Raw genomic sequence first — 12,513 nt, 5'->3', positions numbered from 1 at the left:
AGCAAGCACAAATCGCTAGCAAAAACGTTCCTGAGTTCCGCGCGGGTGACACTCTTCGTTTGGCAGTAACCATTAAAGAAGGTGACAAATCACGCGTTCAAAATTATGAAGGTATCTGTATCTCTATCCGTGGAGAAGGTACTGGTCGTACTATTACTGTACGTAAAATCGGTGCTAACGGTATCGGTATCGAGCGTGTATTCCCAATCTACAGCGACAGCCTAGAAAAAATCGAAGTTCTTCGCCGTGGTCGTGTACGTCGTGCGAAATTGTTCTATCTTCGTGACCTTGCTGGTAAAGCTGCACGTATCAAAGAAATTCGCCGCAAATAATTCCCCTTGTCGCTCTTTTGAGCGGCACTTTTCTTTTTCAATTAATCCTTTTATTATTACTGTTTAATCTGTGATGCTACGACATTTCTGTCATAGATGCTTTGTTCAATTCGGCTCAATGCATTATTGATCAGCGGATTAGGCTGAACAATCATTATATCGGCATTGTGATAGTGTATACGTGCTTCTTCCAATCTTCCCATCATTTCATACACAACCCCTAAATCATACTCTAAGACATAACTTTTGATCGAATTTGAAAGTTCTTGCAGCCCATAAAGCGCTTTATCGGGACGGTTGTTTTCGATTTCGCTAAGTGCGGTTTCAAATTGCTCTTTTTGCAGTGTTGTGAGGGCTATATCACTTTTATCGATGAGCTCTATTTTGTAGGTTATGGAAGAAGGGATGAGCCGATTGGCAAAATTTTGGGCTATCTGATTGGAGAGCAGTGCAAAATGATCTTCATCCGAGGTGATTGTATAAGAATCATCAGGACAGTGATTTTGTTCCATAGAGGTATACTCGTTGGATGCGAATAGGATCTCATGGGATCTGGAATCGACTATTTGTACCGTTGCATTGAGAGAAGATGATTTTGTGATACAGGTTAACCGATAAGTACGCCGTTTATGGCACTCACGATCGATACATTCGCTTCTTTCTACATTATAGGGGGTTAGGTCGACACTTTTGGAAGTAATGGCTCCACGGACAAGTGCTTCTGGATTATTGCGTGGAGAAACGATACTAAAATAAGAGTGCAGATTACTCAATGATGCTTGGACTTTTTGTGAAAGACCCAGCGTGTCTTGCTCAAATGTTCCAACACTTAGTGTTTTGATATGAGCTGTTTTAGGTGATTCGGAGGGTTTTAATGAGGTGACGGTCGCATATTGGGCGCAACCGGCAAAAAACAATGGGATGAAAAGTAAGGGTGTATGGCGCATAATAGACTCCTTTGCTTTGAAGTTATAGTGAATTGCTGTGAAAGAATTGTGAAGATCATTCACGATTGATTTTCCATAAGACACCAACCGTTAGCAATGTTGCAAATACGATCATAGATATAAATGCATCCATCGTCCCCATCGCATGTTGAAAAGGCAGTCCCCCTGTATTCATACCGAAAAATCCTACAACGAGATTAAGAGGGAGAAAAATAACGGATATGATGGTCAGAATATAGATACTGCGGTTCATCCGGTCGGTAGAGCGGAGACTGTAATATCGATAGAGGTTGTCGAGTTGATCATTGGCTGCAACGTTGGAACGCAGCGTTCGTTCTAAATGCTCATACAAGTCATTAAACTCATTGATCGGGAGTGCTTCTGTAGCATTCGATTTAGCTATGAATAATTTCAAAACATCGACTGTTTTGCGAATAACCCGCTCGGAACGAGAAAGCTCTTTTTTGAGATCGTGCCAATGATCCATAAATGCGGAAGTGAGTTTTTTATATAGGCTTGATTCGATTGATGCAATCTTTTCCTGAACGGTTTCAATATCATCCATCAAGACATTGACCTTCTTGTCTAAAAAGAGGTATAACGCATTGATCCCATCCGGGAACTGGGTGAAAGCTTCTTGTGTCTTGTCATAATAAAATACATTTTTCTCGGAGAGAATAAAGCCGTATGAATGTATTTTTGTTTTTTTCCCAAGTTGTTCAGGGAGTCGGAGAATTAAGATACGATAATCGTTATATTCTTCAAATGCAGAGGGATGAAGGGGATTTTGGAGATCTTTGAGATGGAGCTCATGAATGTCTATCATGACTATTCCCCTTTAAGGGCGCGTTCCATATCCCGTTTGAGGCTTTTTTCTTTGAGGTCATCGCGTTTGTCGTACAGCTTTTTACCTTTTACGATGGCAACTTGCATTTTGGCGAGGTTTTTGTCGTTGAAGTAGATACTGAGCGGAACAAGGGTAAATCCTTCTTTTTCGACGGCTTTGAACATTTTATCGATCTGTTTTTTATGCAACAGAAGTTTGCGGCTTCCACGCTCTTCGTGGGAATAAAAGTGATGGGTAGTATCGAGTACACCGATATGAACACCGAAGACAAATGCTTCTCCGCGAACGATTTTGATAAAGCCGTCTTTTAGATTAACACGTGCCGCACGGAGGGCTTTGACTTCACTCCCTTTGAGTACGAGTCCCGCTTCGAATTTTTCTTCGATGTAGTAGTCAAAAAAAGCTTTTTTATTGGTGGCTATGTTTTCACCCATTTTTATTCCTTGATTCTAAAAAAACTGCTTCCGCTGCCGGAGAAAAACCATCCCTCTTTTTCGGCAAGTTCAGGATAACATCCTAATGCCGCATTATAGAGATCATTCGCTTCCTTGGAGTTAACGGAAGCTAATATCTCACGTGATGATGTTGCTTCCAGTCGTGCCGATTCTTCTTCACTTATAGGTGCGAACAGATGCTCTCGGTAATAGCGATACACCGCAGGGGTACTGATTTGAAGCTCAGGCGTTGTAACCTCAAAATCGATCAACGGTTCATTGAAACGCTCTACGATTTCACCGATACCGCTGACATTGGCACTCTCATATCCGTAAACGAAAAAGGGGACGTCTGCGCCGACGTTGGAGCCGATCTCGGCGAGTTTTTCGACACTTAGTCCTAATTCCAGTTCCTCATTACACATCCGTAAAAAGGTAGCGGCATCGGAACTTCCGCCGCCTAACCCCGCAAATGAGGGGATCTTTTTTTCGACGCATACGGCATGATTCTCGAAAAAAGACGAAAGATTGTCTGAATGGGTAGCACTTTGGAGATATTTATACGCTTTATAGATGGTATTGGAGTGGACTTCACAATCAAAATCGCCCCGAATCTCAAATTCGGGAGTCGATTTTGGTTCAAACCACAATGTATCAAAGAGGGTTTTGACCTGCATAAATCGGGAGCTGAGGGTATGATAATTTCCTCTTGTCCCGGTGATTTTGAGAAAAATATTGACTTTGGCGTAGGCGCGGTAACGGATCATAATTTGAGTTTTTGAACCAGTTGCTGGAGGAGCGATTCATCGTGTCCTGAAGAGGCCTCTTTGTTTGCGTCTTCGACGGCACGAACCAGTTCACTTCGCAAGACCCGAATATTGTGCGGGGCATCGATTCCCAGTTTAACGACCCCTTTTTCAATGGAGACCACTTTGACGGTGATTGTATCGGCGATAATGATCGATTCTTCGGGTCTGCGGGAGAGAATCAGCATGCTTCAACCTTATTGAGTATATAACGGACACCTTCGTCGCTTATCTCAAAAATCGAGATGGTATCGCCGTTGTCGATCCAGTAGGTCCCATTTTCTTGGAGATCGAAATCTTCCCGGATTAGAGGCTGTCCTAATAAAATCGTTTGAGTAGTGCCATTATAGCGGTTTTTGGTAATTCCAAGAGAAGTTTTAACATCGAGAGGCGTTTCGTTTTCATACACAAATTGCCCTTCGTTTAGCCGCTCCAGTGCAGTGAGCGCTCCGTCACATCCCAGTCGGTTTGCGATAATCTCTCCGAGTGAGCGGATATAGCTCCCCTCCGATACGGTTGCTTCAAAGGTGATAAAAGGATGACAGTAATGAACAAGGGAAAGATCATAGATGGTAGAGGTGATTTCTCTCAAATCCACCTCTTTGCCTTCACGGGCAAATTCATAGGCTCTTCGCCCTTCGATCCGTTTGGCACTGTATTTGGGAGGCAGATAGGTAAGCTCGCCGATAAGGGAGTGAAATATCTCTTGAATCTGTGCTTCACTTACCGTTTCGGTTGGATTGATCGTTTCGATCTTCTCGATATCCAGTGTCGGGGAATAGGCACCCAGCCAAAGGGTAGCACGGTAGCGCTTGGGGGTTTTGTTCAAAAACCGAAAGAGGCGACCGTGGTTGCCGAAAGCAATAATCAAAACTCCTTTAGCAAACGGATCCAAAGTACCGGAATAGCCTGCTTTTTTCACTTTATAACGGCGTTTGAGTTGACCTAAAAGTTGATTGGAACTAATTCCAGTAGGTTTGTAAGCGACAAAGAGGCGATTCAATTAGAGTTTCTCCACAAATGAAGCTAAGATATCGCGTTTATTGCCGCCGAAATTGATACTGAGTTTAAATTCGCGTCCGGCTTTGCTTACCCCTTCGACCCGTCCGGCTCCGAAGATTTTATGGCGTACCAGATCCCCTTTTTTATACGAGGTATTTTTTTCCAAAATCAAAGAACCTTCGCACAATCCTGCTTCATTGATAAAACGGCTTTTTTGCAGATCGGTACGGCGACCTTTATAAAAACGGCTGTTGACATTCGAGAGGGTCAGATTGCTTTTTGCGCGGGTAATCGCGACATAGCCGAGACGGCGTTCTTCTTCGAGGTCGCTTCCGTCTCCGATGAGAGGCAAAAATCCCTCCTCCATCCCGATAACATAGAGGTGTTCAAATTCCAGCCCTTTGGAAGCATGAATACTCATAATGTATATGCTCTCACCCTCGACCTGATCTTGTTCACTCTGCAAGGTGATGTCGTTTAGAAATTCAGCGAGTGAGGATTCGGGGTTTTGTTTGACGTAATCGCGGAATAATCCATAAAATTCATCGACATTAGCAACTTTTTCGGCTTCGTCCGGCAGCCCTTTTAGGGTCTCTTTGATTTTAAAACGCTCTTCGAGCAAATCAATAAAGCGGTAAATCGCCTCTTCGGCAACTCGTCGTAATTCGAGAACCTCAGCGACAAAGTCGCGTAACTCTCCGGCACTTTTTTTCCGTACCAATCCTTCAAGCTCGCTATCACTCATTGTTGATATAAATTCAAACATCGACTTGCCCGCTTCAATGGAAGAGAGTTCGATTTTATCGATGGTGGCTTTTCCCAAGCCTCTTTTAGGTTTGTTGATGATCCGCTTGAGCGAAAAGTTGTCATGGACGTTTGTGATAACACGCAAAAAACTGATTAAATCCTTGATTTCGGCACGGTCGTAAAAGCGCAGGCCACCGACGAGTTTATATGCGACTCCGGCTCGGTTAAGTCCCTCTTCGAGAGATCGGCTCAGTGCATTGATACGGTACAGGACGGCGATTTCATTCGGTCGTACTCCGCTGGATATCAGCCCTTTGATCGCTTTTGCAATTTTTTGAGACTCTTCGCTCTCATCATTTGATGTGATGGTTTGGACATCTTCACCTCCGGTTTTCGTCGCAATCAGTGTTTTCCCCAAACGGGAGCGGTTATGCTCTATCAGTGCATTGGCTACGGTTAGAATCGGTTGGGTTGAGCGGTAATTGTGCTCGAGTTTGACCACCATTGCATCGGCAAAATCCTGATCGAACTCTAGGATATTTCGCACGTGTGCCCCGCGCCATCCGTAAATACTCTGGTCATCATCCCCGACAACACAGAGGTTATTGTGGGTGGAGCAGAGTTTTTGGAGCAATCGCAGCTGGAGTTCATTCGTATCTTGGTATTCGTCGATCATGATGTAGCGGTATTTTTCAGATGTTTGGGTGCACAGATCGGGATGTTCGTCCAGTAGTTTATAGGTGAGGCAGAGCAGATCATCAAAATCGACGAGATTGTTGGTGAGCAGATAAGCTTCGTACTCTTCATAAATTTTCGCGATGTGTTTGTAATTGGTCAGTTCTGCTTGGGCATACGCTTCTTGCGGATCGATAAGTGAATTTTTGTATCGTGAGATTTCACTGGCGATCAGGGCAGTAGGGAGGTCGGCATTGATTTTTTTGATGATCTTTTTTTTATCATCGGTATCGATAACGACGAAATTATTCAGACGTCCCAGCAAATGGATATTAAATTTTAAAAACAGCAGACCGAATTTATGAAAAGTACACAGCAGCGGCGGATAGGAATTTTGAGAGATGAGGTTCATCGCCCGTTCCCGCATCTCTTTTGCCGCTTTATTGGTAAATGTAAGGGTAAGGGTATTTCCTGCCGGAATGCCTACCTGATCCAGGAGATACGCGAGACGGGTAGTGATTGTTTTGGTTTTTCCGCTTCCGGCACCGGCTAGAATGAGCAGCGGACCGTCGATTTGTTCGACTGCACTGCGCTGTGCTTCATTGAGCCCTTCGAAAATTTTATCCATACCGTTTCGCCTTGATCTTGGTTATATAGTTAATTTATTATAGCCCAATTTTTCTATTTTTTAAAATAGTATGAAAATACTTGCTTTAGTTATAATGATGGGTTATAATACTGCTATTCATTCAACTTATAGGAATTATTATGTTAAAAGACTTTGCGAAACTTATGACTTTTCTCACGGTAGTCCGTGAAAAAAGCTTTTCAAAAGCATCGGCAAAATTGGGTATTTCGCAGCCTGCTGTAACACAGCAAATCAAATTTATCGAAGATTATCTTGATACTCGCGTGGTCGAACGCAAAAAAAACGGGATAAAGCTGACTAAAGAAGGGGAAGATTTGTATCGTATCGCGACAAAACTTGAAAAAGCGATCCAATCAAGCGAAAAAGAACTTCTTAAAATCATCAATAAAGAATTTACCTTTATTGTAGGAGCATCGTACGCCATCGGTAACTATGTCTTACCTTCGTATCTTGGACAGCTCAAAGAAAAAATCAACAATGAAGTCCATATTCGTGTGGCATTCTCCGAAGATATTATTGACCAGCTTTTAGATAAAAAAATCGATATTGCTTTGATCGAATCTCCTGTATTTAAAGACGGTCTTATTTATCGTGAATGGGAAGAAGATGAATTGGTTATTTTCTCAAATCAGCCGATTCCGAAACAGCTTCGCAAAGAAGATATGTATAAATTTGACTGGATTTGCCGTGATGAGAACTCGCATACCCGTAAATTGACAGCGGAAGTTTTCGAAGAGATCGGAGTTGAGTGCTCTGGCTTTAGTGTTATCGGTGTCGTAGCCAGTTCTACAGCGATCAAAGAGACGTTGATGCGCTCGCCGAAAGATGCAGCCCGCCCTATCGTATCGGTTATTTCACGTCATGTTATCAGTGATGAGGTGGAAGAAGGGAAACTTTTTGAAGCTCGGATCAAAAATTATAAAATAAAACGCAAATTTTATATCGCCTATAGCAAAGAGCGTAAGCACGATGCGTTTATCGATAATGTAGTTACCTATTTATTGGGATTGAAGTTATAACTTCATCCCTTACTTCTTTTTCAAAAACTTCTGATTTTCGGGATTCGCGAGCAACGCGCTCATAGAGTTCTGAACCCCTTCATGCTTCTCAATATTGATAACCGGGTGCTTTTCCTGAGGAAGGGCAAGATTGACAAAGGCCGGTGTATCGTCAATAATAATCTGTACGACCGAGAGCAGCGGTACCGAGACAAAACTGCCGATATTCTCTTGACCGAAGCCTGCTTCGAAAATTAAAATATCGTTATCGATCCGTGCACTTTCAAAGGTATAGCCTGCTAAAAAAAAGAGGGTCATCGACCGGAACTCTTCACTCAGGTGTTGAGGGAGGGGAGGATCAAAGGTTACATGATCGATTTTACACAAGATACCGAAATTTTGGTCATTTTCAAAAAGATAAATGAGCATGTCCCGTACATGAGTTTCCATTAATTTGGCGAATGAAGGACTTTTTATAATATCGAATAACATGACTGCAGGCCTGTGTTTTTAGGAAATTATACCACTTTCGACTTCAAGAAAGTCTACCATTGCATTGAAGATTGCAACCTTGGTGGCTCTAGCGATGTCCCCAGGGTGTAGAAGTGCCGGAGTAAGGAATCCTTCATCGAGTAGACGTGCACGGGTTGTTCCTGCTAGTAACGGTGTTTGCGGAGTGAACCATTTTCCCTCTATCCATAAGGCTACATTGGCAATGGATGTATCGGTTAAAAGGCCGTTTTTGACGATGAGAATGTCATCACACTCCCCACGCTGCTCATATAAAGCGTTGAGCGCATCTCGATTTGAATCTTTGAGCGAATAGTCAATCGTATCATCATAAATGAGTTTTAAAGAGGTAGTAACGCGTGGTGTATACGGGTGGAACTCAACCTTATATTCAGTCTCGTCGTAGAGAAATCGGCACCGATATATTCCCGCTGACGGCGGATGTATAAGGGATTTTAGATCGTATTGCCGAAGAGCATGGATACATTTTAGCGATTGATCCAAACGTGCTTGATGGTATGGGAGATGAAGAACTGCGCCGTTTTCACAGCGAAGTGTTTCTAATAGCACTTATGCTTCAAATAGCGGAGTACTAAGATAACGCTCAGCCGTATCACAGAGTATCGTAACAATCACTTTCCCTTTATTTTCAGGGCGTGCTGCGACAAATGCTGCGGCATGAACATTGGCTCCGGCTGAGATGCCTACAAGCAGCCCTTCGGTTTTTGCCAATGCTTTCGATGCGGCGATGGCTTCTTCGTTGCTGACTGTAATGACTTCATTATATAAAGAAGTATTGAGGATTTCGGGTACAAATCCTGCACCGATCCCCTGAATTTTATGCGGTCCCGGTTTTCCGCCGGAGAGGACAGCGGAGTCTCTTGGCTCTACCGCAATTATCTGGACGTTCGGATTGGCGGCTCTTAACGCTTCTCCCGTTCCCGTCAGTGTCCCCCCGGTTCCGACAGCGGCGATAAAGATATCGATATTCCCTTCGGTGTCCCGGAGAATTTCTTGAGCTGTTGTGACACGATGAATCGCGGGATTGGCAGGATTGGCAAATTGTTGGAGGATGATAGCATTCGGATTGGATGCGACAAGTGCATTGGCCTCATCAATCGCCCCTTTCATTCCTTGTGCTGCAGGGGTGAGTACCAGATTGGCTCCGAGTGCTTTGAGGAGATTGCGACGTTCAATACTCATGGATTCAGGCATAGTGAGGGTGAGTTTCAGCCCCAATGCGGCACAAATAGAGGCGAGCGCAATACCGGTATTTCCGCTCGTGGGCTCAATGATAAGAGTATCGGAAGTAATTTTCCCCTCATCCATTGCCGTTTTAATCATGTTGAATCCGATACGGTCTTTTACCGAGCTGGTTGGATTCATAAATTCGCATTTTCCTAAAATGGTAGCTCCGTTCTCCTGTGAGAGAGCGTTAAGCTGAACTAGGGGGGTATTTCCGATGAGTTCAGTGATGTTGGCTGCTATCTTCATATTAAATCCCTGTTTTTTTAGACATTATAATAGCAAATTTTCAAAAATCCAATAATCATTAGTAATTCAGTATGGATAGTGAGATATATCCGCCAATTTGATGAAAGAGATAAAGAATAAATATAAGAAGGAAAAAGTTTTGCATAAAGAGCAGTTTTATCCTATAATTTCGCTTTTAAATCAAGAGACCGGGTGTCTTTGGGGATTTGGCTAGGCCAAATGTCTCAAAGGTGTTCAAATGAGGGAACCGTGAAAACAAAAAAGATCAGTAAAGTATTGATTGCGAACCGTGGTGAAATCGCACTTCGTATTATTCGGGCTTGTAAAGAGTTGGGAATTAAAAGTGTCGTTGTATTTTCAGAAGTAGACGTCAATGGTGTCTGGGTTCGTAAAGCTGATGAATGTTATCCGATCATGGGTGACCCGATTCAAGCGTATCTTGATTATGACCGTATTATCTCTTTGGCTAAAAAAGCGGATTGTGATGCAATCCATCCGGGATACGGATTTTTGTCTGAAAGTGCCGAATTCGCTCAAGCGTGTATTGATAACGGTATTATTTTCATTGGACCTAAACCTGAACACATTGCATTGTTCGGTGATAAAATGGCGTCTAAAGTAGCGATGCGTGCCGTCGGAGTTCCAATGCTTCCGGGTACGGATGAACCGATCGATAATATTAATGATGCAGAACAAATTGCAAGCGGTATCGGGTTCCCGATTATCATCAAAGCGGCATTCGGCGGCGGTGGACGCGGTATGCGTATCGTAGAGAAAGCAGAAGATTTCAAAGAGATGTACGAATCTGCAACCAAAGAAGCATTACGTTTCTTTAACCGCGGTGAAGTATTCATCGAAAAATATCTTAAAAACCCTCGTCACATTGAGATCCAAATCGTAGCAGACAAGTACGGCAACGTCGTTCACCTCGGTGACCGTGACTGTTCAATTCAACGCCGTCACCAAAAAGTGATCGAAATTGCTCCGTCTCCGCTTTTGAACGAAGCGACACGCCGTGAACTTTATCGTATCTCAACCAAAGCGATGTTCAAACTCGGATACGAGAGTGTCGGAACAATCGAATATCTGGTCGACCAAGACGATAACATCTACTTCATCGAGATGAATACCCGTGTACAAGTTGAGCACCCGGTTACGGAAGCGATCTCAGGAATCGATTTGATCCAACGTATGATCGCGATTGCAGAGGGTGACCAACTGATTTTCTTGCAAGAAGAGATTAAATTCCGCGGATATGCGATTGAGTTCCGCATCAATGCTGAAAATCCTAAACTCGGATTTGTCCCATCACCGGGTCTTATTACCAACTATCTTGCTCCGGGTGGTCCGGGAGTACGTTTGGATTCTATGGCGTATACTAACTACCAAATCCCGTCAAACTACGACTCTATGATCGGTAAATTGATCGTTACCGCTTTGACATGGGAAGATGCGGTTCGTAAAGCGCGTCGTGCTTTGGATGAGTTCTTGATCGAGGGTGTACCGACCAATATCCCTCTTCACCGTCAAATCGTTCGTGATGAGCACTTCATCAAAGGGGAACTTGATACCGGTTATCTTGATAGCAAATTGCAGCACTTTAACCTCGATGCGATCCACAACATGGATGACGAAGAGGCTAAAATGAAACACATCACTTCAGTGATCGAAGCAATCAAGAAAAACAACCTCAACGTTCGCCACTAAACAATAAAAGCCTTTAGGGCTTTTATTGTCTTACTCTTTTCTTTTAATACACAATCCCCGTTCCACCGCTATTCGCCGAATGAAAGACTACCGTATTGTTTTGCCGTGCATAGAATTCAATCAATAACTTTTGCAATGTCGGTTCGATCGAAGGGGTAAACCATCCGTTGTTGCTCATGGCAATCATATACCGAACATCGGGAGTATAGAGCTCTTTTCTCGTCGCTTCATAACAAATGGCATTACGAAATTTGACGCCGCGGATGATGAAATCGGTCGGTTTGTCGGCGGTGACAAAATCGGAAGCGCCGTCGAAAATGACCCGGTCTACCCACTCTTTTATAATTGAGGGAAGCGGGATGTATTCGCCGAACGGTACGAGAATGGTTTTTTTGGCAACGGTGACGTGACCGTTTTGGAACAGATAAGAGACGTTGTAATTTAAGCCGTTCTCTTCATAGAGTGCTCCGGTCACGATCGGAATCTGATAGGAGAGTTTTTGCAGGTAAGCCGTTAGATGCGGGTGATGGTTCATAAACAGGGCAAACGATGCTTCGGGGAGGACGATCAAATCGTATTTCTCGCGGATGGCATCTTGGATGGCGTAGAGATTGTCTGTATTCAATCGGTATTGCTGTGATTCTTCCCATTTAATATCCTGAGGAATATCGGTTGAGACAAGTTTGATTTTTAGCTGAGGGATCGGCGGTTTCGGATAATGGGTTTGAACCGCAAACAAGATCAACAACAGCGGAAAGAGCTTTTTAAACGTGCTGAACCATGCGGTCGAAGCGAGTGCAAATAGGATTAGGGCAAATTGCCATTTTGAAAATCCGAGATAGCTGTTGACAAAAATAAGCTCCGGCTGCATCCAGTTAAAATCCATCGGCCACACGTAGGTAAGGCCGAAAAGGATTGCGGCTCGGATCAGAGGATTGGACGTTAATCCCATCACACCGTAATAGAGGGCGTAGACAAAACCGAATCCGAGAGAAACAAGCCCTATCGCCCAGCTAAGGTTATAGAACTCAAAACTAAAGCCGATCCAGTAGCACCAGAACAACCCGATCCAAAATCCGGCGATGGGGAGTACTTTTTTAGGAGCATGCAGCAGACCATAGAGCGCACCCAAACCAAATACGGTGTTAATAAGCGGTGATGTGAGTCCGAAATACTCCCAATAGATAAAAGCGGAGAATCCGATAGCGATCAGAAGGGGGAGATAAACATAGGTCGGAAGATGGATAGAACTGATTTTCATGGCGCAATTATACCGATGTTAATGTCTTTTGAGTATAATGCGACAATTTTCTTCATGTTAAGGATATCTATGGAAATTCTCACTCAAATACTCCCTTTCGTCTT

General features: G+C 43.5%; 14 protein-coding genes. 3 read left to right on the top strand and 11 right to left on the bottom strand.

From position 1 onward, the window contains the following. A partial coding sequence (gene rplS, locus PHP90_RS11895) for a 50S ribosomal protein L19 (RefSeq protein WP_299930162.1) occupies positions 1-332 on the top strand: 332 nt, incomplete at its 5' end. 56 nt (positions 333-388) lie between these two features. Here the strand turns inward: rplS and PHP90_RS11890 are convergent. Genes PHP90_RS11890 through PHP90_RS11860 form a run of 7 tightly spaced genes read right to left on the bottom strand, consistent with a single transcriptional unit; the run spans position 389 to position 6,418 of the window. After that, complete coding sequence (locus PHP90_RS11890) at positions 389-1,279, bottom strand: hypothetical protein (RefSeq protein ID WP_299930159.1); 891 nt, start codon at positions 1,277-1,279, stop codon at positions 389-391. Positions 1,280-1,334: 55 nt separating this feature from the next. Then, positions 1,335-2,105, bottom strand: coding sequence for a magnesium transporter CorA family protein (locus PHP90_RS11885; protein WP_299930156.1), 771 nt, complete (start codon positions 2,103-2,105; stop codon positions 1,335-1,337). Between the two features lie 2 nt (positions 2,106-2,107). Further along, the gene (gene smpB / locus PHP90_RS11880) at positions 2,108-2,560 is read right to left on the bottom strand and encodes an SsrA-binding protein SmpB (RefSeq protein ID WP_295014093.1); all 453 of its coding nucleotides are present in this window, start codon (positions 2,558-2,560) and stop codon (positions 2,108-2,110) included. Positions 2,561-2,562: 2 nt separating this feature from the next. Next, the gene (locus tag PHP90_RS11875; RefSeq protein WP_299930153.1) at positions 2,563-3,327 is read right to left on the bottom strand and encodes a 4-(cytidine 5'-diphospho)-2-C-methyl-D-erythritol kinase; all 765 of its coding nucleotides are present in this window, start codon (positions 3,325-3,327) and stop codon (positions 2,563-2,565) included. Then, entirely contained in the window at positions 3,324-3,554 is a 231-nt protein-coding gene (gene csrA, locus PHP90_RS11870) for a carbon storage regulator CsrA (RefSeq protein ID WP_299930150.1), read from the bottom strand. Before csrA ends, PHP90_RS11875 begins: the two co-directional genes overlap by 4 nt. Further along, entirely contained in the window at positions 3,548-4,369 is an 822-nt protein-coding gene (gene truB, locus PHP90_RS11865; protein WP_299930147.1) for a tRNA pseudouridine(55) synthase TruB, read from the bottom strand. The genes csrA and truB overlap by 7 nt, the downstream gene beginning before the upstream one ends. Continuing rightward, entirely contained in the window at positions 4,370-6,418 is a 2,049-nt protein-coding gene (locus PHP90_RS11860) for a UvrD-helicase domain-containing protein (RefSeq protein ID WP_299930144.1), read from the bottom strand. Positions 6,419-6,558: 140 nt separating this feature from the next. Here PHP90_RS11860 and PHP90_RS11855 point away from each other — a divergent pair, with 140 nt between their 5' ends. Next, positions 6,559-7,458, top strand: coding sequence for a LysR family transcriptional regulator (locus PHP90_RS11855; protein WP_299930141.1), 900 nt, complete (start codon positions 6,559-6,561; stop codon positions 7,456-7,458). Between the two features lie 9 nt (positions 7,459-7,467). On the opposite strand, the gene PHP90_RS11850 is transcribed toward PHP90_RS11855, so the two are convergent. From PHP90_RS11850 to cysK, 3 genes are read right to left on the bottom strand one after another with little or no spacing between them, the layout of a single operon-like run. Next, complete coding sequence (locus PHP90_RS11850; protein ID WP_299930138.1) at positions 7,468-7,929, bottom strand: hypothetical protein; 462 nt, start codon at positions 7,927-7,929, stop codon at positions 7,468-7,470. Between the two features lie 18 nt (positions 7,930-7,947). After that, positions 7,948-8,517, bottom strand: coding sequence for an aminotransferase class IV family protein (locus PHP90_RS11845; RefSeq protein WP_299930136.1), 570 nt, complete (start codon positions 8,515-8,517; stop codon positions 7,948-7,950). Beyond that, on the bottom strand, positions 8,518-9,441 hold the full coding sequence (gene cysK / locus PHP90_RS11840) for a cysteine synthase A (RefSeq protein WP_299930133.1): 924 nt from the start codon (positions 9,439-9,441) through the stop codon (positions 8,518-8,520). Between the two features lie 249 nt (positions 9,442-9,690). Between cysK and PHP90_RS11835 the strand changes: the two genes are divergently transcribed. After that, the gene (locus PHP90_RS11835) at positions 9,691-11,148 is read left to right on the top strand and encodes an acetyl-CoA carboxylase biotin carboxylase subunit (protein WP_299930130.1); all 1,458 of its coding nucleotides are present in this window, start codon (positions 9,691-9,693) and stop codon (positions 11,146-11,148) included. A gap of 43 nt (positions 11,149-11,191) precedes the next feature. On the opposite strand, the gene PHP90_RS11830 is transcribed toward PHP90_RS11835, so the two are convergent. Beyond that, complete coding sequence (locus PHP90_RS11830; protein ID WP_299930127.1) at positions 11,192-12,409, bottom strand: apolipoprotein N-acyltransferase; 1,218 nt, start codon at positions 12,407-12,409, stop codon at positions 11,192-11,194. Positions 12,410-12,513: the final 104 nt, after the last annotated feature.

Origin of the sequence: Sulfuricurvum sp., assembly GCF_028712165.1 — a bacterium.
Classification (GTDB): Bacteria; Campylobacterota; Campylobacteria; order Campylobacterales; family Sulfurimonadaceae; genus Sulfuricurvum.
The sequence above is the reverse complement of the archived record's forward strand: the minus strand, read 5'-3'. Positions and strand labels throughout refer to the sequence as shown.

Coding starts and splice junctions, on each gene's coding strand:
- PHP90_RS11860 (WP_299930144.1), bottom strand. CDS start 6,418: ATGGATAAAATTTTCGAAGGGCTCAATGAAGCACAGCGCAGTGCAGTC.
- PHP90_RS11830 (WP_299930127.1), bottom strand. CDS start 12,409: ATGAAAATCAGTTCTATCCATCTTCCGACCTATGTTTATCTCCCCCTT.
- PHP90_RS11890 (WP_299930159.1), bottom strand. CDS start 1,279: ATGCGCCATACACCCTTACTTTTCATCCCATTGTTTTTTGCCGGTTGC.
- csrA (WP_299930150.1), bottom strand. CDS start 3,554: ATGCTGATTCTCTCCCGCAGACCCGAAGAATCGATCATTATCGCCGAT.
- smpB (WP_295014093.1), bottom strand. CDS start 2,560: ATGGGTGAAAACATAGCCACCAATAAAAAAGCTTTTTTTGACTACTAC.
- PHP90_RS11850 (WP_299930138.1), bottom strand. CDS start 7,929: ATGTTATTCGATATTATAAAAAGTCCTTCATTCGCCAAATTAATGGAA.
- cysK (WP_299930133.1), bottom strand. CDS start 9,441: ATGAAGATAGCAGCCAACATCACTGAACTCATCGGAAATACCCCCCTA.
- PHP90_RS11875 (WP_299930153.1), bottom strand. CDS start 3,327: ATGATCCGTTACCGCGCCTACGCCAAAGTCAATATTTTTCTCAAAATC.
- PHP90_RS11855 (WP_299930141.1), top strand. CDS start 6,559: ATGTTAAAAGACTTTGCGAAACTTATGACTTTTCTCACGGTAGTCCGT.
- PHP90_RS11885 (WP_299930156.1), bottom strand. CDS start 2,105: ATGATAGACATTCATGAGCTCCATCTCAAAGATCTCCAAAATCCCCTT.